Raw genomic sequence first — 25,168 nt, 5'->3', positions numbered from 1 at the left:
GCGAGGAGCCCACGATGACCAGCGTCCCCAGCATGTTCGACCGGATCGGCGAGCAGGACCCCGACCGCGACTACTTCGCCACCGGCGGTACCGGTCGCTCCCACGACTTCTACACCGGCGAGGAGCAGTTCCGCCGGGAGATGAAGGAGATCTACGGGCGCCGCTGGCTGCCCGTCGACCACGTCTCCCGGCTGGGCGACAAGGGCAGCTACACCACGCTCGACATCGGCACCGGGTCGATCCTGCTCCTCCACGGCGACGAGGGCGTCCGCGCCTACCACAACTACTGCCGGCACCGGGGCTACAAGCTCGTCGAGGAGCCGAGCGGGCGGCGTCAGAGCATCGTCTGCCTCTACCACTGCTGGGTCTACGACCGGAACGGCGCGCTGAAGAGCCTCAACGGCACCTACCTGGACCACTTCTTCGACAAGGGCGAGAACGGCCTGATCCCGATCCGGACCGAGGTCCGCTTCGGCATGGTGTTCGTCAGCTTCTCCGACGACGCGCCGGACCTGGACGACGCGCTCGCCGAGTTCGGCGAGTTCGCCCGCGCCTACGAGCTGGCCGACCTGCAGGTCGTACAGGCCAAGGACTACCCGGTCGCCTCGAACTGGAAGCTGGTGGCGCACAACGTCAACGAGAGCCTGCACTTCCCGACCGCGCACAAGGACCTGCACCGCGTCACCGACTTCGACGACGCGGGCACCTACATGCTCGGTGGCGACCTCGTCGGCGCCTGGCAGGTCATCCGCGACGGCTACAACTCGGTGTCCTCGACCGGCCGCAGCGACCGTCGTCCCATCCCGTCGGTCCCCGAGGGCGACCTGCAGAAGATCAACTGGATCACGATCCTGCCGAACCTGCTCTTCGGGTTCACCGCGGACTACGTGATGGCGCAGTGGGTGTGGCCGGAGAGCCCCGGAACCTGCACCGTCCGCCACTTCTGGCTGTTCCACCCCTCCGAGACCGCGCGCCCGGACTTCTCCCACGAGGCGGTCTTCGCCCTGTGGGACAAGGCCAACCACGAGGACTGGGAACTGTGCGAGCGCACCCACCGGGGGCTGTCGAACCCGTTGTGGAGCCCGGGTCAGCTCTCGCTCGACGAGGAGGTCGTCTCCCAGATCGACGCCTGGGTCGCACGGGCCACCGACCCCGCCGCCGGGGGAACGGGGACCGCGACGTGAGCGCCACCTGCCACCTCCTGGGCGGCACCCGGGTGCTGACCCGCTGCGGCGACGCGCTGCTCGCCGCCGGTGCGACCGTCCGCGGGGTGTTCAGCGACGACCCGCTGGTCCGTGCCTGGGCCGCGGAGCACGGCGTCCCCTGCCGTCCCGCGTCGGACGACCTCGTCGCGGCGCTGACCGCCGAGCCGGCCGACTTCCTGTTCAGCATCGTGAACCAGCGGGTCCTCCCGGCCGAGGTCCTCGCGCTGCCGTCGATCGCGGCGGTCAACTTCCACGACGGCCCGCTGCCCCACTACGCCGGCAGCAACGTCGCGGCCTGGGCGGTGTTCGACGGCGCGCCCCGGCACGCGGTGACCTGGCACGTGATGGCCGACCGGGTCGACGCCGGGCCGGTGCTGGCCGAGCGGTGGTTCCCGGTGCGCCCGCACTCGACCGGGCTCTCGCTCACCTGGGAGGCCACCGAGGCGGGGATCGCGCTGTTCGACGGGATCGTCGGGGACCTCGTCCGGCGGACACTGCCGACGCCGGTCGACGTCGGCGGCCGCGAGCGGCGGTTCCACCGACGGGCGGCGCGGATGGACGACGGGCTCGTCCACCCCGGTACCCCGGCCGACCGGGCGGAGCGGCTGGGCCGGGCGATGGACTTCGGGTCGTTCCCGAACCCACTGGGCATCCCGGCCGTGCTCACCGGCGCCGGTGCCGTGCTGTGCCGGCAGCTGCGCGCCGTCCCGCGGGAGGTGCACCGGGCCGGACCGACCGTCACCTCGGTGCTCCCCTCCTCCATCACCGTGGCCTGCACCGACGCCGACCTCGTGCTCTCGGACCTCACCGCGGCCGACGGCAGCAGACTGTCCGGGACCGCGGCCGCGCAGCGGCTGGGAGCCGTCGTGGGCTCGCCGCTGCCCCCCGTGGACCCCGCGCGGCTCGCCGCCGTCACCGCGGCGCTGCGCGCGGTGCGCCCCCACGAGACCTGGTGGCGGGACCGGCTCGACGACATCCGCCCGGTCCCGCTCGCGGCCGACGACTTCTCCGCCGCGACGGCCCACTACTCGCGGCTCCCCCTGGCCGTCGTCCCCGCCGCTCCCGAGGAGACCGCGCTCGTCGAGCAGTCACTGCTGCAGGTGCTGTCCCGGCGCACCGGCGCACCGGTCTTCGACGTGGCGTGGTCCACCACCGCCGCGCGGACGACCGGCGAGGTCACCGCGCAGCTGGTCGCCGAACGCGTCCCGGTCCGCTGGGACGCCACGACACCGTCGTCGTTCGAACGGGCCTGTGCCGAGGCGGACGAGCGGGTGGGCTACGCCGCGGACCTGGAGATCCGGGCCGGGCTCGCGCCGCGCCCGCTCGGCTCGGACACACCCTCCTTCACCCGCGCCGCGCTGCTGCGGCGCGAGCACGACCAGGACGCGTCCATCGACCCGGACACCGAGGTCGCGCTGGTGTCGGTGCCGGGGACGGCACCGCTGCTGTGCGTACGGGCGACCTGGCTCGACGGGGCCGCGGCCCTGGACCTGGCCGAGGAGGTCGAGGAACAGGCCCGTCGGGCCCTCGCGGGGACCGCGCCGTCGCCCGCCGGCCCCGCCCCGGACGCGGTTCCGGCTCCGGCTCCGGCTACCGTCCTGGAGCTGTTCGACGCCGCCGTGGCGGCCCACCCCGACGCGGACGCGGTGCGCTGCGGGGGACGCACCCTCAGCTACACCGAGCTGGACCGGTGGGCCGACGCGGTGGCGGCCTCGCTGTACGAGGAGGGCGTCGGCCCCGGCGACATCGTCGCGGTCCTGTCCGGACGGGGTCCCGACCTGCTGCCCGCCGTCCTCGGCGTGCTGCGCTGCGGGGCGGCGTTCCTCCCGCTCGACCCGGGGTTCCCCCGGGAGCGGCTACGGCGCTACCTCGAGGTGGCCGGCGCCGGTCCGGTGCTGGCCGACGCGGCCTGCGAGCAGCTCGGCCACGAGCTCGGCACCGTCCGACGCATCGGCGTCGACGACGGCCGGGTGCTGGCCGTGCCGCCCGCGGTGGACCCCACCGACCTCGCCTACGTGCTGTTCACCAGCGGCTCGACCGGTGAGCCGAAGGGCGTCGAGATCGGGCACGCCGCGCTGGGCAACTTCCTGACCGGCATCGCCGGGGTGCTGGGCAGCGCACCGGGTGACCGGGTCCTCGCCCACACGACGACGGCGTTCGACATCTCGTTGCTCGAGCTGTTCCTGCCGCTGACCACCGGTGGCTGCGTGGTGCTCGCGTCGCGCTCCGAGGCGGCGGACCCGGGCGCACTGGCCGGGCTGCTGGCCGGTGTCGACGTCGCCCAGGCGACCCCCAGCCTGTGGCGGATCGTGCTGGACGACGGGTGGACCCCGCACCCCGGTCTGACGGTGCTGTCCGGTGGGGAGGCCCTCCCCCGGTCGGTCGCCGAACGCCTGCTGGGCGGCCGGGCGCTGTGGAACCTCTACGGCCCGACGGAGGCCACGATCTGGGTGACCTGTGCCCGGATCGACGACGCCGCCGTGATCGGTCTCGGGGCACCGCTGCCGGGGATCGGGCTGCACGTGCTCGACGACGACCTCGAACCCGTCGCCCCCGGCGGCACCGGTCAGCTCCACCTGTCGGGCACCGGCCTGGCCCGCGGGTACGTCAACCGCCCGGAGCGCACCGCCGAGGTGTTCGTCCACGACCCGCGCTCCGGAACCCGGTACTACCGGACCGGTGACCTGGTCGCGCTGCACACCGACGGCCGTCTGGAGTGGCTCGGCCGGGCCGACGCGCAGGTCAAGATCCGCGGCTTCCGCATCGAGCCGGGCGAGATCGAGGCGGTGCTGGAGCGCCGGCCGACGGTCGGCGCGGCCGTGGTCGTGGCGGCGGCGTTCGAGGGTCGTGGCGAACCGCAGCTGACCGCCTACCTCACGACGACCGGGCCCTGCGACCGCGAGGAGCTGACCGCGGCGCTGCGCCGCGAGCTGCCCGGCTACATGGTCCCCGCCGCGTTCGTCCCGGTCGCGGACCTCCCGCTCACCGGCAACGGCAAGGTCGACCGGGCACGGCTGCCGGTCCCCACCCGGGACACCATCCTGCGGGCGGGCTCCGGGCAGCCGCCCGCCGGGGCCACGACGGACGACCCGGTCGCCGCGATCGGGGAGGTCCTCGGCGAGGTGCTGGGCATCGCCGCCCTGGGGCCCACCGACAACTTCTTCGACCTCGGCGGCAACTCGATCACGGTGGTCACCGCGGCCACCGCGCTCACCCGCAGGCTGGGGTCCGAGGTGGGACCGACCGGCATCCTCGCGACCGGCACCCCGGCGCGGCTGGCCGCGCTCCTGGGTCGGGCGGGCGCACCCCGGGAGCAGCAGGTCGCCGCCGCACCCACCCCGGCACCCGTCCCCGCTCCCACCGGCCCGGCGGCGGTGCCCGTCCCCGCGTCCACCGGTCCGGCGGCGGCCGTGACGGAGCGTGCCCCGCACGAGGTGCCCCCGGCGCAGGGGCCGGCCGCCGACGAGCCGGTCGCCGTCGTCGGCATGGCCTGCCGGTTCCCCGGCGCGGCCACCCCGGACGAGTTCTGGGCGGCCCTCACCGGGGGCCACGTCGCGGTCGGCCCGGCCCCGGCCGGGCACCGGGGCTGGGACTCCCTGTGGTCCGACGACGACGAGACGCGGGCCGGCTGGCTGGCCGACGTGGAGCTGTTCGACCCCGACCGCTTCGGCATGTCCGACCGCGAGGCCCGCCGCACCGACCCGTTGCAGCGGCTGCTGCTCACCGTCACCGCGGAGGCCGTGGAGTCCGCCGGGCACGACCCGGCGTCCCTCGGGCGCCGCACCGGGGTGTTCGTCGGGACCATCGCCGGCGACTTCGGCGAGCTCGTGGCCGCAGCCGACGGCCACGCCGACCCGCACGCGGCCACCGGCTCGGCGATGGCGCTGCTGGCGAACCGGGTGTCGCACGTGTTCGACTGGACCGGGCCCAGCTTCTGCCTGGACACCGCCTGCTCCTCGTCGCTGGTCGCCCTGCACCAGGCCGTGCTGCAGCTGCGTGCCCGGCAGAGCGACGCCGCGGTGGTCGCGGCGGCCAACCTGATCCTCACGCCGTCCAAGTCACGGTCGTTCGCGCGCAACGGCATGCTCTCGCCGCGCGGCCGCTGCCGGGCCTTCGACGAGGACGCCGACGGCTACGTGCGCGGCGAGGGTGCGGCCGCGATCGTCCTGAAGCGGTACTCCGACGCCGTCCGTGACGGCGACGCCGTCCTCGCGGTCGTCCGCGGCGTCGCGGTGAACCACACCGGCGCCGGGGCCGGGTTCCTCACCGCGCCCAGCGGCCCCGCGCAGACCGAGGTCGTCCGCGAGGCCCTGTCGGCCGCGGGGGTCGGCCCGCACGGCATCGGCTACGTCGAGGCCCACGGCACCGGGACCCGGCTCGGCGACCTGGTCGAGCTCGAGGCGCTCGGCGAGGCCCTCGGCCCCGCCGCCGCGGGGTCGGTCCCGATCGGTTCGGTCAAGAGCAACGTCGGCCATCTGGAGCCCGCGGCCGGGCTCGCCGGTCTGATCAAGACCGTCCTGGCGCTGCAGGCCGGCACCGTTCCGGGGACCCCCGGGATCGAGACCCCCAACGCCCGGTTCCGGTTCGAGGCCTCCCCGCTGTTCGTGCCGGACCGGCCGGTGCCCTGGACCGGACCCCGGGTGGCGGGGGTGAGCAGCTTCGGGTTCGGCGGGGTGAACGCCCACGCGGTGCTCGCCGCCGTCCCGGCCCCCACCCACGACGACCGCGGCCCGGGCCTGCTCGTGCTGTCCGCGGGCTCGGAGCGCGCGCTGCACCGCCTCGCGGAGAGGTTCCTGCTGTTCCTGCGGTCCGAGCACCGACCGGGCCTGGCGGCGTTGTGCGCCACCGCCCTGCGCCGGCACCACCGCGCCCACCGGTTCGCCTGCGTCGTCGACTCGGCGGAGCAGCTGGAGGACAAGCTCATGCTGTTCCTCGCCGGGAACCGGGACAGCCGCTCCAGCCACACCGGGGTGGCACCGGCCGACCCGTCGTCGCCGCCGGAGCGGTTCGGGGTGCACGGCGACGACCGGGCGACCCTGGACGAGGCCGCACGACGGTTCGTCGCCGGCGGCGCACCCGTGGTCACCGGCACCGCCCGGGCGGTGCGGATCCCGACCGTCCCGCTGGAGGAGCGCAGGCTCTGGCTGGAACGCCCCGCCGCACGGGCGGCACGGCGCGGGGGCCAGGTCCATCCCGGCGCCGCCCTCGGAGCCGCCGCGTCGGTCTTCGGCGGGACACGGGACCGGGAGTGGGGCGAGCTGCCCGAGGCCGAGGGGCACGTCGTGCTGGGCGCACCGGTACTGCCCGGCGCCGCCTACCCGCAGAAGGTCGCGGAGCTGCGGGGCGGACTGCCGTTCGCCCTGCAGGACATGACGTTCCGGGCGGTGGTCCGTCCGCCCACGCTCCTGTCCGCACGGCTCGCGGACGGGACCGTCCGGTTCCGCGACGGCGACGGGGTGCTGGTGTGCGACGCCCGGCTTCTCGACACCGTCCCGGCACGCCCCGCCGCCGTGGAACCGGCCACCGGCGACGCGGCCGACATCGCCGCGTTCTACCGCGACCTGGAACGGCACGGCCTGGCCTACGGCGAGCGCTTCCGCTGCCTGCGCACGCTCGTCGTGGGCGACGGGGTCGCCACCGGCGAGCTCGCGCTCGACGGCGACGTCACCGGTGTGCTCGAGCCGGCGCTGCTCGACGGCGCGTTCCAGGTCGCGCTCGCCGCCTGCGGGGCGCGGGGCCTCTACGTGCCGTTCTCGGTGCACCGGCTGACCGTCCACGGCCCGCTGCCGCCGCGCCTCACCGTGCTTGCGCAGCGGACCGACCGCGGGTCCGGGGACGACCGGACCGTCGTCGCCGACATCACCGTCCACGCCGGCGACGAGGTCCTGCTGCGGGCCGAACGGGTCACCTGGACCCGGCTCGCCGCGACGGGGCCGGTCCCGTCCGACGACGACGCGGCCGGGTCCACCGGGGACGGGCCCGTGCGGAACGGGGTCCCCGCGGTGACCGCGTCACCGGCGACGAACGGGCACCCGGCGCCGGCCGGCGGTGGGGCGCACCGCCCCGACGCCGGTGGGCGGGACCTCGGGGCCGTCGTGGCGGAGTGGATCGCCCGGGTGCTGGAGATCGACACGGCCGAGGTCGAGCCCGACCGGCCGCTGCAGGAGCTCGGCCTGGACTCGATGCTGGCCGTCTCGGTCGCCCAGGACCTGCGTGACCGTCTCGGTGTGGACCTGCCGATGACGCTGGTGCTCGAGGTCGGCACGCTCGACGGCCTGGTGCGGGAGCTGCGCGAGGTCTACGGCGTGACCTCGACGCCCGCCGAGGGGACCGACGACGGTTCCGCGACCGGCCCCGGCGGCTCCGACGTCGTCCGGCCGGGTACGGTCCCGGTACCGGACGTGCCGCCCGCGCCGTCGACGACCGAGCCGGCGGCACCGGAGCCGGCCCCGGCGGACCGTGGCCGGGACGACCGGCCCACCGACGACCGCGGCCTGCACGACATCGCGATCATCGGCGTCGACGGGGTGTTCCCCGGCGCCGGCGACGTCGACGGGCTCTGGGACGTGCTCGTCGAGGGCCGGGACTGCCTGACCGAGGTCCCCACCGACCGCTGGAACCTCGACGAGTACTACGCGACCGACTCCACCCCCGGCACCGTCTACCTGCGCCGTGCGGGGTTCGTCGACGACCTGGAGGGCTTCGACGCGGCCTTCTTCCGGATCGCGCCGAACGACGCCGGCTGGATGGACCCGCAGCAGCGCCACCTGATCCAGTCGGCGTGGCGGGCGCTGGAGGACGCCGGCCTGTCCGGACGGACCGCGGACACGACCGTCGGCGTCTACGTCGGGGCCAGCTACCAGCACTACCGCGACCAGGTCGTCGGTGACGTCGTCCAGACCGCTGCCGGGCTGGGCAACCACAACGCGATGCTCGCCAACCGCGTGAGCTGGTTCATGGACCTGCGCGGCCCGAGCATGACGATCGACACGCTCTGCTCGTCGTCGCTGGTCGCGCTGCACACCGCCGTCCGCAGCCTGCGCGAGGGCGAGTGCCGGGTGGCGCTCGTCGCCGGCGTGCACATGGCCCTGTCGCCGCAGTACTTCCAGCTCGGATCCCGTCTGCGGTCGTTCTCCCCGACCGGTGGTTCGCGGGCGTTCGACGACGACGCCGACGGCTTCGTCCCCGGCGAGGGCGTCGTCACCGTCGTCCTCAAACCGCTGCGCGACGCGCTCGCCGACGGCGACCCCGTCCACGGGGTGATCACCGGCACCGCGGTCAACCACGGCGGCCGGGCCGCCGGGGTGACGGTGCCGACCACCAACGCCCAGCGCGACGTCGTCACCGCCGCCCTGCGCGACGCCGGCGTCTCGCCCGACACCATCACCCTCGTCGAGGCCCACGGCACCGGTACGAGCCTGGGCGACCCCATCGAGATCGACGGGCTCATCCGGGCCTGGCGCCCCCACACCGGCCGTCACCAGTACTGCGCCATCGGCTCGGTCAAGTCCAACATCGGTCACCTCGAACCCGCCGCGGGCCTCGCCGGACTCGCCAAGATCATCCTGGCTCTCCGCCACGACACCCTCCCCCCGACCCGGAACCTCCATCGGCCCAACGACCACATCCGGTTCGAGAACACGCCCTTCTTCCCCGTCGTCGAGCCGATGCCGTGGCACCGGAGCGACGGCGCCCCCCGCCGGGCGGCGCTGTCCGCCTTCGGCATGGGCGGGGTGAACGCCCACGTCATCGTCGAGGAACCACCGCTGCGCAGCGGACCCGCACGTCCGGCCGAGGAGCCGGCCGGGTCGCACGTGCTGCGGGTGACCGCGCCGACCGAGGAGGGGCTGCGTGCCGTCGCGGCCGGCTACGCCCACCACCTGCGCACCCGCCCCGGCGACCGGCTCGACGACGTCGCCCGCACCGCGAACACCGGGCGGGCCGGGCAGCGGTGGCGGCGGCTGTTGCACGCCCGCGACCGGGACGGCATGGTCGCGGCGCTGGACGCCGTCGCCGACGGGACCGGGCCGGCGCCCGCCCCGGCCCGGCGCGCACCCACCCCGGTGACCTTCGCCTTCACCGGCCAGGGCGCCCAGTGGGCAGGCATGGCCCGCGCGCTGTGGCGGTCCGAACCCGTCTGCGCGGCCGTGTTCGACGAGTGCGCCGCCGCACTGCGCGGCCACCTCGACGTGCCGTTGGAGACGCTGCTGGAACGCGACCCGCTCCTGGGCACCGACCACGCCCAGCCGGCGATCGTGGCGACCCAGATCGCCCTGGTCACCCTGCTCGCAAGCTGGGGGGTGCGCCCCGACGCCGTCGTCGGGCACAGCGTCGGCGAGCTCACCGCCGCCTGGGCCGCCGGGGTGCTCGACCTGCCGGAGCTGCTGCGCGCCACCGCCCTGCGGGGGCGGCTGATGGCGTCCGCGCCCGGACCGGGGGCGATGGCCGTCGTCCGCGGCGACCTCGACCTCACCCGGGCCGCGATCGCGGCCCACCCGGGCCTGGAGATCGCCGCCGACAACGGCCCGGGCGCGACGACGGTCACCGGTCCCGCCGACGCGGTGGCCGCCCTCCTCGCCTCCGGTGCCGTGCGGGCCACCGCGCTCCCGGTGGCGCACGCCTTCCACTCCGCGGCGATGGCCGGTGTCGTCGACCCGTTCGCCGAGCACCTCGCCGGTCTCGGGCTGCGGGCGCCGTCGATCCCGTTCGCCTCGACCCTGACAGGCGGGCTGCACACGTCGCAGACCGCCACCGACCCGGCGTCCTACGCCCGGGCGGTCCGTGCCCCGGTGCTGTTCGGGCCGGCGGCCGCGGAGCTCGACGCCCGGGTGCCGGAGGAGCAGGCCCACGTCTGGTGGGAGATCGGTCCGCAGCCCGCGCTGCTGCCGTTGCTGCGCCGGATCGTCGCCCCGCGCGAGGGCCGGACCCGGTTCCGCGCCACGCTGCGGCGCGACGAGGGCACGGCGCCGCTGCACCGCGCGCTGGCCGACCACCACGACGAGACCGACGCGGGCCTGGACCCGGCCGCCCACCACCGGGGCAAGCCGCACGTCACCGTCCGCATCCCGACCTACCCGTTCGCCCGCGTCCGGCACTCCGCCCTGCCCGGCGTGCCCCCGGTGGCCGCCCCGACCGACGGCGCCGCGGCAGCGGCCCGTCACCCCTTCCTCGACGGACGTTCCGGAGGCCTGGCGTCATGACCGACTCGGAGCTGCTCCAGCTCACCTTCACCGACGCCGACCCGCTCGTCGGCGACCACCGCAAGGACGGCCGGGCGCTGCTGCCGGCCGCCGTCCAGATCGAGCTGGCGCTCGTCGCGACGGGGGGCACAGCGCTGCGGGACGTGTCGTTCCGCAGGCCGGTCGTCCTCCCCCACGGCGGTTCCGCGACGGTGCGGCTGGTCGGCTCCGGGGCCGCTCCGGGCACCGTGCGGCTGCACGCCGACGGGATCGGCGGGCCGGTCGGCACGGCGACCCCCGCCGGCACCGTGGCGGCGCCGGCCGCGGCGGCGCCGCCACCCGCGGTCGACGGCACGTCCTGGGACCCGGAGCGGGTCTACGCGGCCTGGTCGGGAGCCGGGCTGGAGTACGGGCCGTCCTTCCGGACGCTGTCCTCGCTGGTCGTCGGCGACGGGGCGGCCGAGGCCGTGCTGCGCAGCGAGGACACGCGCCCGTGGATCGGGCACCCCCTGCTTCTCGACGGTGTCCTGCAGCTGTCCGCCCTGGTCCTCCAGGGGGCGACGGCACCCGAGGACGTGCGCCCGCTGTACCCGGTCGGCGTCGACCGGGTCGTGGTGCACGCGCCGCTGCGGGGTCCGGAGGTGACCGTGCGCGCTCGGTGTCCGGAGCCGGCCGGGAACGGGACGGGGCGGTGCGACGCGGTGGTCGTCGACGGGACCGGCCGGGTCGTGGCCGAGCTGCTCGGGCTGCGGATGCGCGCGGCGGTCGTGGCGACCGCGCTCTCGGGGCCGGCAGCGGTACCGGAACCGGCGCCCGCGCCGATGCGGACGCTGCGCTGGGTGCCGTCCGGGCCCGCCCCGGCACCCGCCCCCGGCGGCCGCTGGGTGGTGCTGCACCCCGGCGCCCCCGGATGCGCCGGCGCGTCGGCCGCCGACGCGTTGCGATCGGCCGGGTCGCGGGTCGAGGAGGTCACGACGGGGGTCCCCGACGACGACGGCCTCGCCCGGCTCTGGGGCGATCCGGCCGCGGACGACCGCCCGGACGGGGTCGTGCTGGCCACCGCGACCGGGGATCCCTCCGGGGACCGGGACCTGCTCGACACACTGCGGGTCGTCCGGTCGCTGACCGCCCGGCGCGGGCCGGGGCTGCGCCTCGTCGTGCTGACCGAGGGGGCCGCCGCGGCCGCGCCCGGGGACCGGCCCGACCCCGGCCGCGCGTCGGTCTGGGGGCTGCTGCGGACCGCGGCGATCGAGTACCCGGGCCTGTCGCTGCGGATGGTCGACACCGCGCCCGGCGGGGCCGTCACCGGCCCGGACCTGGGCGCGGGCCCGCCGGAGAGCGCGATCCGCGGTGACGCGCGGCTGAGCCCGGTCTGGGAGCCGCTGCCCGCCGGACCCGGCACGCGCCTGCCGGTGCGGCCCGACGGCGCCTACCTCGTGCTCGGCGGGCACGGCGGGCTGGGGCTCGCGGTCGCGGAGCGGTTCGCCCGCGACGGTGCGGGCGAGATCCACCTGGTGAGCCGCTCGGGCGGGTCCCGGCTGGACCCGTCGGCGACGGCCCCGATCACCGCGCACGGTGCGCTCGTGCGGTCCCACGCGATCGACGTCGCGGTCCCCGGCGCGCTCGCCGCGCTCGTCGCGGACCTGGGCGGACGGCCCCTGCGCGGCGTCGTCCACGCGGCCGGGGTGCTGCGCGACGGCCTCCTGCGGAGCGTCTCCGCCGAGGACCTGCGGGCGGTGGTCGCACCGAAGGCCGACGGCCTGCGCGAGCTCGTCGCCGCCGTCGCCGGGACCGAGCTGGAGCTCGCCGTGCTGTTCGGCTCCGTGTCGGGCGCCTTCGGCAACCTCGGCCAGGCCGGGTACGCCGCCGCCAACGCCCACCTCGACGCCGCGGCACACCGGCTCGGCGCGCCCTGGACCAGCATCGACTGGGGTCTGTGGGGCGAGATCGGGATGGGGGTGGAGGTGGCCGACCGGCTGCGCCGCCGGGGCGTGCACCCGCTCGGCACCACCGAGGGCCTGGACGCGCTCACCGCCGCGGTCCTGTCCGGCGAACGACAGGTGGTGGTGGCCCACCCGGACCGCGAACCCGGGTCCCCGGAGCCCGTTCCCGCCGCCGCACCCCCGCCGGCCCGGACCACGTCCGCCCGCACCGCACCGCCGTCGGGCTCCGGCCCGGCCGATCCGCTCGCCGCCGAGGTCACCGCCGCGCTGGTCGCCCGGCTCGGCGCCGAGGACCTGGCCGCGGACACCGCATTCGCCGAGTTCGGCATGGACTCGATCACGAGCGTGGAGCTGAGCGAGTCCCTCGGCAGGCGCTGGGACGTCACGCTGCCCCCCACCCTGTTCCTCGAGCATCCCGACGTCCGTGCGGTCGTCGCGGCGCTCCGCGACCGGCACGGCGTCGCCCCGGCCGGCGGGGAGCCCGGGCCGGTCCCCGCTCCGGCGCCGGTCCCCGCCACCGCACCCGCCGCGCCCGCCGCCGGCGGGCCCGGGCCGCGCGAGGTGCCCGACGGGGCGATCGCGGTCGTGGCGGTGTCGGGCGACCTGCCCGGCGCCGACGACCTCGACGGTCTCTGGGCGATGCTGCGCCGCGGCGACACCGCCTTCGGTCCGGTGCCGCCCGAGCGTTTCGACGTCGGCGAGGTGCTCCAGGACAGGGACACCGCCACCACCGGCACCTACTGCGGCACCGGCGCCTTCCTCCACGACATCGACCGGCTCGACCCCCGGTTCTTCGAGCTCGCCGTCCGCGAGGTCGCCGAGATGGATCCCCAGCAGAAGCTGCTGCTGGAGCACGCCTGGTCGGTCGTGCAGGAGGGCGGTGCCGCGGACCGGCGCGACGTCGGGGTGTTCGTCGGGGCCACCTACACCCACCACCGCGACGCGGCCGGCCTCGACCGGGTCGGTCCGCACACCGCGCTCGGCTCGATGAACGCACTGCTCGCCAACCGCATCTCCTACGCGCTGGACCTGACCGGGCCCTCGCTGACCGTCGACACACTGTGCTCGTCGTCGCTGGTCGCCCTGGAGCAGGCGGTGTCGGCGCTGCGGGCCGGCCGGTGCGGGACGGCGGTCGTCGCCGCCTGCCACGTCGGCCTGACCTCCTGGTACTACCGCAGCCTCAGCCGGCTCGGCGCGCTGTCGGCCGACCTGCCCCGCCCGTTCGACGCGGCGGCGGACGGCTTCGTCCCCGGCGAGGGCGCGGTGGCCGTCCTGCTCCGCCCCCTGGCCGACGCGCTCCGCGACGGCGACCACGTGCACGGCGTGATCCGTGGGGTCGCGACGAACCACGGCGGCCGTGCGGGCGCACTGTCGGTGCCGCGCAGCGCCGCGCAGGCCGACGTCCTGCGGGCCGCGCTCGCCGACGCGGGCGTCGACGCGTCGTCGGTGGACCTCGTGGAGACCCACGGCACGGCGACCCCGCTCGGCGACCCGATCGAGATCGCGGCGCTCGCCGAGGTGTTCGGCCCGGAGCGGGCCGCCCCGGTGCTCCTCGGGGCGCTGAAGGGCAACATCGGCCACCTCGAACCGGCCAGCGGCCTCGCCTCCCTGGTCAAGGTCCTGCTGTGCCTGCGCCACGGCGAGATCCCGCCGGTCGCCGGGCACCGTGGGACCGGTGACCGGCTGCGGATGCCCGAGGGGGTCCTGGCGATCCCCGCCGCACCGACCGGCTGGGCCCCGGGCGACCGGCCGCGACGGGCCGGGATCAGTGCCTTCGGCATGGGCGGCACCAACGCCCACGTCGTCGTCGAGGACTGGCCGGAGGCCACCGGGGCCGGACACGACCCCGGCGCCGCCGGTGTCCTGCACCTGTCGGCGCACACGCCGGAGGCCCTGACCCGGCGGATCGCCGACCTGCTCGCGGTGGTACGCGCCGGGGCCGACCCCGGCGTGCTGTACACCGCGGCCGGGCAGGGCCGCAGGCACCTGGCCCTGCGGGTCGCGGTCGTCGCCCGCGGCGCCGGCGAGCTGGCCGACGGGCTGCACCGTGCCGCCGGTCGCGGCGCCGGGGCCGTCGTCCACCCCGACGACACCGACGACACCGTCGCCGGCCTCGCCGGGGCGGCCCGGGCCTGGGCCGCCGGCGGACCTCGCGGGCCCCTCGGGCCGGGCGCCGCCGACCGGCGTGCGCCGTTGCCGCCCTACCCCTTCCGGACCCCGCGCCCGCAGCCGTCGCCCACCGCGCCGGACGCGGCCGCGTCGGCCGCCCTGATCGCCGGGCACGAGGTCTTCGGACGGCCGACGGTGCCCGCGGCGCTGCTGCTGTGCCTGGGGCTCGACCGGGCGCCGGTACTGCGGGAGGTCACCTTCCCCACCCGCGGCACGGGCACCACCCGTCCCGAGCACGATCTCGACGACCTCCCCGACGGCGCGGTGGCGACCCTGCACCAGGACGGCCGCGTGATCGCCCGGCTGCGCCCGGAGCCCGGACCGGTGCGGCCGCCCGCACCCGACGACACCCCGTGCCCGCGCGAGCTCGACCCCGCGGGGCTCTACGCCTGGTTCGACACCCACGGCACCCGCTACGCGCCGGCGCTGCGCCGCATCGACGGCATCCGGCACGGGACGGGTGCGGTGACCGCGGAACTGCTGCCGGGAGACGGGTCGGCGGCCGACCGGGTCACCGCGGTCGACGCGGCACTGCAGGCGATGGCGGTGCTGACCCTCGGGGACCCGGCGCTGTCCGACACCGCCCTGCTCCCGGTGGGCATCGCCCGGGTCGTCGCGACCGGCGACCCCGCCGACGCGGTCGCGGTCCGGCTGCGGTCACGGGGCTGGCACGACGGGACCCACGTCGCGGACGCCTGGCTGATCGGCGCCGACGGGCCGGTCCTCGTCCTGGAGGGGATCCGGTTCCGGCCCGTGGCGGGGACCGGCGGACCCTCCCGGACGGCGGACGCCCACGACACGGCTCCCGGGTCGTCGCTCACCGCGGCCGGGCTGCTGGAGATCCTGCGCGGGGTCCTGGCCGACCCCTCGGTCGCGGCGACGACACCGCTGTCCGCCGTGGGCATGGACTCGATGCTCGCCGGTGAGGTCGCCGCGGAGCTCGGCGCCGCCGGAGGGGCCCCGGTGTCGCCGGTCGAGGTCCTGGCCGCCCGCGACGGCCGCGCCCTCGCCGTCGCCCTCGGGCTCCCGGACGGGCCACCGGCCTCCGCGGACACGGCCTCCGGGGACACGGCCTCCGGGGACACGGCCTCCGGGGACACGGCCGGAGCCGGGCACGAGGCGCCGCCGGTCGCGGACGCCGCACTCGTCGAGGCCGTGGAGGAGGCGGTGGCTCCCGCGGTCGCGGCCCGCCGCACGTTCCCCGACCGGCCCACCGGCGACCGGCACGACGTCGCCGTCATCGGCCTGGCCGGGGTCCTGCCCGGCGCCGACGACATCGACGGGCTGTGGCCGTTGCTGCGCGACGGGCGCGACGCCCTGCGCCCGGCGCCGCCGGAGCGGTGGGACGGGCAGGACCGGCCGCTCGGCGGGTTCGTCGACGGGATCGCAGGCTTCGACGCAGGCCTGTTCGAGCTCCACCCGCGTCAGGCCCGCCTGCTCGACCCGCAGGCACGGTGGCTGCTGCGCACGGTGTGGCAGGCGTGGGAGTCCGCCGGCGTCGACCCGACCGCCGCTCCCCGTCGCACCGGGGTGTTCGTCGGCGCCAGCTACCAGCACTACCGCGAGTACAACGTGGACCGCGAGCTGGACGCCGCCGCGGGCCTCGGTAACCACAACGCGTTCCTGGCGAACCGGGTCAGCTGGTTCTTCGACCTGCACGGCCCCAGCCTCACCGTCGACACGCTCTGCTCGTCGTCCCTGGTGGCCCTGCACACCGCCGTCCGCAGCCTGCGTGACGGGGAGTGCGACCACGCCGTCGTCGCCGGGGTCCGGCTCGCGCTCTCACCGCTGCACTACACGGCGATGGGCAACCTGGGGGCGCTGTCCCCCAGCGGTTCCGCGCGCGCCTTCGACGACGACGCCGACGGCTTCGTCCCCGGCGAGGGCGTCGTCACCGTCGTCCTGAAGCCGCTGCGCGACGCGCTCGCCGACGGCGACCCCGTCCACGCCGTCGTCACCGGCACCGCGGTCAACCACGGCGGCCGGACCTCCGGGCTCACCGTGCCGTCGGTGGCGGGCCAGCAGGAGGTGGTGTCCGCGGCGCTGCACGACGCCGGGGTCTCCCCCGACACCATCGGCTACCTCGAGGCCCACGGCACCGGGACCGCGCTGGGCGACCCCGTCGAGATCGACGCGCTGACCCGCGCGTGGACCCCGCACACCACCCGGCGCCAGTACTGCGCCATCGGCTCGGTGAAGACCAACATCGGCCACCTCGAGCCCGCCGCGGGCCTCGCCGGGCTCGCCAAGATCATCCTGGCTCTCCGCCACGACACCCTTCCCCCGACCCGCAACCTCCATCGGCCCAACGACCGCATCCGCTTCGAGCACACCCCGTTCCACCCCGTCCTCACCCCCACCCCGTGGCACCGCAACGGTGCCCCCCGCCGCGCCGCGCTCTCCGCCTTCGGCATGGGCGGCGTCAACGCCCACGTGATCGTCGAGGAACCGCCCGCGGGCGGGCCCCGCACACCGATCCCGGCCCGGGAGCACGCGCTGCGGATCTCCGCGGCGACCGAGGAGGGGGTGCGGCGGCTGGCCCGCGCCTATGCGGACCGGATCGGCGCCGCCGGGGACGACACCGAGCTCGCCGACGTCGTGCACACCGCGAACACCGGCCGCGCCCAGCTCACCCGGCGCGCCGCCGTCGCCGGCCGGTCCGCGGCCGAGCTGCGGACCGGGCTGCTCGCGGTGGCCTCCGGCGCCGCCCCGGTGGTGCGCGGCGGCGCGGCGGCGCCGGCGTCGGCACCCGCGGGCCCGGACGACCTCGTGGCCGCGGCCCTGGCCGGCGCCGACGGGCTCGACTGGGCGGCGTTCTCCGCGCCGACCGCGCGGCGGACCACCGTGCCCGGCTATCCCTTCGCCGACGAGGCCCACTGGAACACCACCGGTGACCGGCCGCGGGACCCGGCGCCTCCGCCCACGGTGGCGCGACCGGTGTGGCGCACGGGGTCCACCCCGGCGGGGCGGCCCCCGGTGGGCCTGGCCGTGCTCGTCGACGGCGGCGGGCCCGACCGGCGGGCCGCGCTGCTCGACCGGCTCGTCGCCGACGGGTGCCTCCCGGCCGACGGGCTGTCCGCCGCGGACGCCGTGGTCGTGCTCGACGACCCCGGCTCCACCACGGCCGGGTTCTGGGAGCGGCTGCGCGGCGTCGCCGCCGGGCTGCGGACCGGCGCGGTCTGTCTCTGGGTGCTGCACGACGCCGCGGCCGTCGATCCGCGCGAGGGGGCCGACCTGCGACCGTGGGCGGTCGCCCGTGGCGCGGCGGTGCGCGCGGCCGCGGCGGAACGCCGCTGGTCGGCGGCAACCGTGGACATCCGGCGCGACGACACGGCCGCCGTGGAGCAGCTGCCCGCCGAACTGTACGCGCTCGCGGCGGCCGAGCCGGGCGAGCCGGCCGAGCGGGCGCTGCGGGCCGGGAGCCGGCTCCACCGTGACCACGAGCGGCTGGCGCAGCAGACGCCCCGCGACGCCGACGCCTCCGGTTTCCACCTGGTCGTCGGTGGTCACGGCGCGGTGGGCCGCGAGCTCGTCGCCGCGCTGGCCGCACGCGGGGCCCGGGCGATCGTCGTGGTCGGCCGGTCGGTCGTCGAGCCGCCCGCCGTCGCCGGGGCGGAGGTGGCCTGCGCCCGCGCGGACGTGACCGACCCCTCCGGACTCGACGCCGTCGTCGCTCGGTCCGCCGAACGGTGGGGACCGCTGCGCGGGGTCGTGCACTGCTCCGGGGTCGTGAACCCGGTAGGTGCACTCATCCGCCGGAGCTCCGCCGACGCCGAACGCGTGCTCGCCCCCAAGACCACCGGATCCGACGCCGTCGTCGCGCTGGCCCGCCGGCACGGGGCACGCTGGGTCGCCCTGGCCTCCTCGGTGGCCGGGTGGCTGCCGGAGGCGGGCCGCGGTGTCGTCGACTACGCCGCCGCCAACGCCTACCAGCTCGCGCTGGCCGAGCGGGAGGACACCCCCGCGCTGCGGGTGACCGCGCACGCCTGGCCCGACTGGACCGGCACCGGCATGACCGCCGACCCCGCCTTCGCCGTCCGCCACTCGCTCACCCCGCAGCAGGGCCGGGCCACGTTCGCCGCCTCGTTCGACCACGGCGGCGCGGTCGTGGTCCTCGGCACCGCCGCGCAGCCCACCGGGGACACACCCGCCCCGGCTCCGGCGTCCGCGGCACCCCGCGACCCCGGCGCGGCCCCGGACCCGGCCGGCCCGGCCGCACCGGGCCGCGCGGCGGCGGCAGCGGCCGTGTCCGGTGCGTTCGACGCCGTCCTGGGCGAGGACCCCGGGGACGTCACGATCGGCTCACTCGGCCTCGACTCCATCACCGTCGCCGAGCTGACCGCGGCGATCGAGGCCCGCAGCGGCCGGTCACTGGACCCCTCGGTCCTGCTGCGGGCCCACACGGTCGCCGACCTCGTCACCGCCGTCAGCGGTACGGCACCCGGACCGGCCCCGGCGCCGCCGATGCCGGCGCCACATCCGGCGCCGGATGCGCCGGGCGACCTGCGCAGCCTGCTGAGCGATCTCGACGACCCTCGCACGGACGGGAAGGCCTGACATGACCGACCACCCGACCCACGACCTGGCCGTCATCGGACTGGCCGTCCGGCTCCCCGGGGCGGAGGACGTCACCGACCTGCGCGCCTTCCTGGCCGGGGACACCGTCACGGTGTCGCCGGTCCCGGCCGCGCGCTGGGCCCCGGAGCTGCTCCCGCGCCCGGATCTGCGGGGCGCGTTCCTGCAGGACCCGCACGCGTTCGACCACGAGGCGTTCGGTCTGTCCGCCGAGGACGCGGTCCGCATCGACCCGCAGCACCGGGTGATGCTGGAGGTCGGTGCCCGTGCGCTCGAGGAGTCCGGGTACCGGGGTCGCCGACGCCTGCGGGCGGGGGTCTTCGTCGGCGGCCGGATGAACGCCTACGGCTACGACGCGGGCACGCCCGGCCCGCAGGTCCCCGCCGGACCCCCCGCCGCGACGCTGTGGGGCCGGTCCCAGAACTTCGCCGCGGCCTGGCTGGCCGACCGGCTCGACCTCGCGGGTCCGGCGCTGGTGGTCGACACGGCGTGCTCGTCGTCGCTGACCGCCCTGTGGCTGGCAGGGCTGAGCCTGCGCAGCGGTGACTGCGACCTGGCCGTGGTCGGCGGGGTGGACCTGCTCGTCGACCCCCTCACCTACCGGCTGCTCGACGGAGCCGGGGCGCTGTCCGCCGACGGGCTGTGCCGCACCTTCGACCGCCGCGCCGACGGCTACGTGCCCGGGGAGGGCGCGGTGGCGCTGGTGCTGAAACCGCTGGCCGCGGCGCGGCGGGACGGTGACCGCGTGCTGGGGACCGTCGCGCACGTCGCCGCCAACAACGACGGCGCGACGATGGGGGTCACCACCCCGAACCTGGAGGCCCAGGTCGAGCTCCTCGACGAGGTCTACCGCCGGGTCGACCCCGCCACCGTGCAGATGGTCGAGACGCACGGCACCGGCACCGCGATCGGCGACCCGATCGAGGTCCGCGCCCTCACCGAGGTGTTCACCCGGCACGGGGTCGCGCCGGGCTCGGTCGCGCTGGGTTCGCTCAAGCGCCGCATCGGGCACCTGCACTCCGCCGCCGGTCTCGCCGGCCTGGCGGGGCTGCTCTGCGCGCTCGGCGACGGGGTCCTCCCCGGCGTGGGCGTCGAGCAGCCGAACCCGCGTCTGCAGATCGACGGCGGCCCGCTGCGGCTGACCGGTGCCGCCGAGACGTGGCCGGCCGTCCCGGTCCGCGGCGCCGGGCTGAGCGCGTTCGGGTTCGGCGGCACGAACGTGCACGCCGTGGTCACCGCGGCGGCCCCCGCGCCGCCGTCGGTCGGCACCGGACCGTTCGTGCTGACGCTGTCCGCACGGACCGACGACGGACTGCGCGAGCTGGCGGCCCAGTGGCTCGAGGCACTCCCCCGGCTCGGCGACGGGCTCGACGACGCCTGCGCCACCAGCAGGCTGTCCCGGCCGCACCGCGCCGTGCGTGTCGCCGTGTGCGGCGACGACGCCGACGCACTCGGCGCGGCCCTGCGACGCACCCTGCTGCGTACCGGGCCGGGGCCCGCACCGCGGCGGGCCACCGCGCCGTCGGTGCCGGGCGGCGACGCCGCGCGGTGGTTGCCCTGGCTGTCGGCGCACGTGCCGGCCGTGGCACGTCTGGTGGACCGGTTCGTCGCGGCGACCGGGGACCCGGTCGACGGCTGGGGGGGCCGCCGGGCCGCTCTCTGCGGGGCGATCGCCTGGCCGGTCGCGCTGGCCGCACTGGGGGCACCCGGCGCGGCGCTGCCCGCCGAGGGCCCGGGCGCCGCGGCCGCCGCCTTCGCGCTGGGCGACGACCCGGACCCCACCGCGACGGTCGCGGCGCTGCTGGCCACCGGGAGCCCGATCGGCGGTCCCGGCCCCCTCGACGGCACGACCGGCCCCGACGACCTCGTCCGACGGCTCGACGCGGTCCTGGCCGCGCTGTACGCCGACGGACACGACCTCGACTGGGACGGCCATCGCGGTGGCCGCTGGTTCCGGCGGGCCGACGTGCCCGTCGCCCAGGCCGACGGACGGGTGCTGGACCTGCGGGAACCGCAGCGCTCGGCCACGCCCGGCGGGCCGCTGCGGGTGCTGGAGCCGCAGGGTCCGGACGGATTCGCGTTCGAGCGTCTCCACGGCCCCGGTGAGACCCCTATCGCCCAGCACTCCGTCTTCGGGACGGCGATGCTGCCCGGGATGGCCTGGCTCGACCTGCTGCGGGCCGGGGCGGTCGCCGCGACCGGCGGCTTCGGCGGGCTGGCCGACCTGGTCTTCCACCGCCCGCTGCGCGCGCCCCACCCGGAGCTCGTGACGTGCCGGGCGACCGGCGACGGCGCGTTCGAGCTTCGCGGCCCGGACGGGCCGTACGCGCACGGGCGCTACCTCCCCGGCGCCGGGGGGCCACCGGACCGGCTGGACCTCGCTCCCCTGCTGGGGACCTGCGGGCCGTTGCGGTCCGGCACGACGCTGTACCGCAGGCTGCGGGCGCTCGGCTACCGGCACGGCCGCTACTACCGCAACATCTCCTGGGTCGCGGCCGTCCCCGACGGCACGCTCGCCCGCATCGAGGGCGCACGGCAGCGCCGCTGGAACGACGCCGACGTCGAGCTGTTCCCGGGGCTCCTCGACAGCGTCACGATCGCCGCGCTCGACCTCGACCACCCGATCGCCGGCCGGGCCGACGCACCGGTGTTCATCCCGCTGTCGATCGGCGCGGTGCAGGTGCACGGGTCGCTGGAGCGGGCCGCGTTCGTCCACACCCGGGTCGGCTTCTGGAACGAGGAGGCGTGCCGGGTCACCCAGACCGTCACCGACGACGAGGGCGAGGTCCTGCTCGTCCTGCGCGACATCTCCTCCAAGCGGGTTCCGCCCACGGCCTTCGCCCCGCAGGCCGACACGGAGGCGTCCGTGCGGACGGCCGACGGGCCCGCCCGGGCTCCGGCGGCCGCGCCGGCCCCGGCTCCGGTCACCGCGAAGGCCGCGGAGGCCGGCGACCCGTCCGGCCCGGACGGGCGGCCGGCGCCCGCCGTGGTGCTGGACTGGTTCCTGGCCGAGACCGGACTCGGCCGCGACGCCGCGGACGAGGAGTTCCTCTCCGCGGGCTTCGACTCGGTGGGGCTGGTGGAGCTGAGCGAGCGTCTGTCCCGCGAACGGGACCTGTCGCTCTACCCGACGGTGTTCTTCGAGTTCCCGACCCCGCAGCGGTTCGCCGCGTTCCTGGCCGAGGATGCACCGGCGCTGGTGCGCGCGCTGCGCAGCGAGCGGCCCGTCACCCCCGGTGCCGGGAGCGGCGGGACCGGGCGGCCTCCCGTCGCCGGGACACCCCCACCCGCGGCCCCCACCCGGACACCGTCTCCGGCGGCCACCCCGCCGGCGGCGACAGCACCCGCGGCGGCACCGGTGGCGGCACCGGCGGCGGTGGCCCCGGCCGAGCCGGATCCGGCCGGGCGGACGGACCGGGACCCGTCGCGTGACGTCGCTGTGGTCGGGATGGCGATCCGGGTGCCCGGCGCCTCGACACCCGAGCAGATGTGGCAGCTGCTGCGCGACGGGGTCGACACCGTCGACGGGCTCCCACCCGGACGGTGGACCGGCCACGAGGGGGACGGGCCCCGCGCGTCGTTCCTGCCGTCGATCGACCGGTTCGACCCGGCACCGTTCCGCATCTCGCCGCGCGAGGCCCCGATGATCGACCCACAGGCGCGGATCGTCTACGAGACGATCTGGGAGGCGCTGGAGGACGGTGGCCGGATCGGTCCGCGCGCCGAGGGCAGCAGGACCGGACTCTGGATCGCCTACAGCCACGACCACTACCACGAGGAACGCGCCCGGCTGGGCGTCGGCGACGGCCGGGGGCTGGGCCTCGAGGCGATGATCCCGAACCGGTTCTCGCACCTGATGGACTGGACCGGGCCGAGCATGGTCGTCAACACCCTGTGCTCGTCGGCCCTGGTCGCGCTGCACACCGCCCTGGCGCACCTGCGGTCCGGCGACATCGACACCGCCGTGGTCGCGGGGGTGCACGCCGCGATCAGCCCCGAGTACTTCACCTCGATGGGGGCGATGCGGGCCCTCTCCCCGAGGGCCCGGTGCGCCGCCTTCGACGCCGAGGCCGACGGGTTCGTCCCCGGCGAGGGCGCGTCCGCGGTCGTGCTGCGCCGCGCGGGTGACGCCGCCGCCGAGGGCGACCGGGTCCGCGGACTCGTCATCGGCGCCGCCGTCAACCACGGCGGCCGCACGAGCCGCTACTCCGCCCCGAGCCCGACCGCCCAGCGCGACGTCATCACCGCGGCCCTGCGCGACGCCGCCGTGTCCCCCGACTCCATCTCGCTGGTCGAGGCGCACGGCACGGGCACCAGCCTGGGCGACCCGATCGAGATCGACGGGCTGACCCGGGCCTGGCGTCCGCACACCGACCGTCGTCAGTTCTGCGCGATCGGCTCGGTGAAGTCGAACATCGGCCACCTCGAACCCGCCGCCGGGCTGGCCGGGCTGGTCAAGGTCCTGCTCGCCCTCGAGCACGCGACGATCCCACCCACCCTGCACCTGACCAGGCCGAACGACCACATCCGGTTCGAGGACACGCCCTTCTTCCCCGCCGTCGACCCGCTGCCCTGGCACCGGGTCGACGGCCGGCCCCGCCGGGCGGCGCTGTCCGCCTTCGGCATGGGCGGGGTGAACGCCCACGTCGTGCTGGAGGAACCCGCCGTCGCCGACCGTGCTGCCGCCCCTGCCGGACGGAACCACGTGGTGACCGTGTCCGCGCCGACCGAGGACGCGGTGCGCGACCTCGCCGGCCGCTACGCCCGCACGGTCGCCGCCCTGCCCGGCGACGACGACCTCGCGGCCGTCGCGTGGACGGCCTGCGCGGGCCGGGCCCGCCAGCGGCACCGGGTGGCCGTGCACGGCACGACACGCGCCGAGCTCGCCGCGCGTCTCGACGCCGTCGCCGCGACCGCTCCGGACGCGGCACCGGTCGCCCGGGCCGGTACGGGAGCGGGCGGACCGCCGGTGTTCCTGTTCACCGGGCAGGGTTCGCAGTACCCGGGCATGGGGTCCGTGCTCTACCGCGACGAGCCGGTGTTCCGCGCGGCCGTCGACGACTGCGCGTCCCTGCTGGCGCCCTGGCTCACGGTCGGGCTGCACGACCTGCTGTTCCACTCCGAGGCCCGGGTGCTGACCCGCACCGACCATGCGCAGGTCGCGATCGTCGCGGTCCAGGTGGGCCTGGTCCGGCTGCTGGACTCCTGGGGGGTCCGCCCCGGGCACGTGATCGGGCACAGCGTCGGTGAGCTCACCGCTGCCTGGGCCGCGGGCTGCCTGGCCCTGCCCGAGCTCATGCGGGTCACCGCCTGCCGGGGACGGGCCATGCTCGACCGGCCGGCGACCGGCTCGATGGCCGTGGTGCACGCCGACCGGGCGACCGTCGCCGGGCTGCTGCGGGACCACCCGGAGCTGGAGATCGCCGCGCACAACGGCCCGTCCAACACCGCCGTCGCCGGACCGCGCGAGCGTGTCGCGGCCCTGCGGACGAGCCTCGCCGCCGCCGCACGACCGGTGGCGGTGACGCCGCTGAGCGTCAGCCACGCCTTCCACTCGCGGGACATGGCGGGGGCGGTCCCGGCGCTGCGGGCCGAGCTCGCGACGTCGGGGCTGCGGCCGCCGGAGATCGCTTTCACCTCGACGGTGACCGGGACCCGGCACACCGCGGCGACCGCGACCGACCCGCAGACCTGGGCCGACGGCCTCGTGACACCGGTGCTGTTCCACGAGGCGCTGTCGGAGGTGCACCGCACGGCCCCGGCCGGCTACTGGGAGATCGGGCCCCAGCCCGTGCTCGCCCGGCTGGCCGCGGACCTGGCCCCGGAGGCCGGGTTCGTCCGCTCGACCCTCGCGCGGGGACGCGACGACACCCTGCACCGCCACCTGTGCGACCACCACAACACCGCCGATCCCGACATCGACCCGGCGGGGGCGCCGCGGCGGCCCGGCCCCGGGATCGCGGACCTCCCCCGGTTCCCGTTCGCCCGTAGCCGCTACTGGGTCGGCGACGGGGACACCGGACGACAGGAGCGAAAGCTGACCGATAGGACGAGCCTCTAGCGTCGACGCACGGTTCCCCAGCGACCCCGGAGAGTG

General features: G+C 76.9%; 4 protein-coding genes. All 4 read left to right on the top strand.

Annotated elements, in window-relative coordinates; all coding sequences use genetic code 11:
• Positions 1-14: 14 nt before the first annotated feature.
• The 4 genes from DMP17_RS30270 to DMP17_RS30255 are packed head-to-tail and all read left to right on the top strand — an operon-like array spanning position 15 to position 25,132.
• A complete protein-coding gene (locus DMP17_RS30270; RefSeq protein ID WP_226356796.1) occupies positions 15-1,184 on the top strand; it encodes an aromatic ring-hydroxylating oxygenase subunit alpha in 1,170 nt (389 codons plus the stop codon).
• Positions 1,181-10,405 carry an amino acid adenylation domain-containing protein gene (locus tag DMP17_RS30265; RefSeq protein ID WP_337831294.1) on the top strand — a complete coding sequence of 3,075 codons (9,225 nt, stop codon included), beginning with the start codon at positions 1,181-1,183 and terminating at the stop codon, positions 10,403-10,405. Before DMP17_RS30270 ends, DMP17_RS30265 begins: the two co-directional genes overlap by 4 nt.
• Complete coding sequence (locus tag DMP17_RS30260) at positions 10,402-19,053, top strand: SDR family NAD(P)-dependent oxidoreductase (protein ID WP_337831293.1); 8,652 nt, start codon at positions 10,402-10,404, stop codon at positions 19,051-19,053. The genes DMP17_RS30265 and DMP17_RS30260 overlap by 4 nt, the downstream gene beginning before the upstream one ends.
• A gap of 1 nt (position 19,054) precedes the next feature.
• The gene (locus DMP17_RS30255; RefSeq protein ID WP_337831292.1) at positions 19,055-25,132 is read left to right on the top strand and encodes a beta-ketoacyl synthase N-terminal-like domain-containing protein; all 6,078 of its coding nucleotides are present in this window, start codon (positions 19,055-19,057) and stop codon (positions 25,130-25,132) included.
• The last annotated feature ends 36 nt before the right edge of the window (positions 25,133-25,168 follow it).

Source organism: Pseudonocardia sp. TMWB2A (assembly GCF_017312135.1).
The sequence above is the reverse complement of the archived record's forward strand: the minus strand, read 5'-3'. Positions and strand labels throughout refer to the sequence as shown.

Excerpts from the sequence above, each read along its gene's own strand:
- DMP17_RS30255 (WP_337831292.1), top strand. The coding sequence starts at position 19,055 with ATGACCGACCACCCGACCCACGACCTGGCCGTCATCGGACTGGCCGTC.
- DMP17_RS30260 (WP_337831293.1), top strand. The coding sequence starts at position 10,402 with ATGACCGACTCGGAGCTGCTCCAGCTCACCTTCACCGACGCCGACCCG.
- DMP17_RS30270 (WP_226356796.1), top strand. The coding sequence starts at position 15 with ATGACCAGCGTCCCCAGCATGTTCGACCGGATCGGCGAGCAGGACCCC.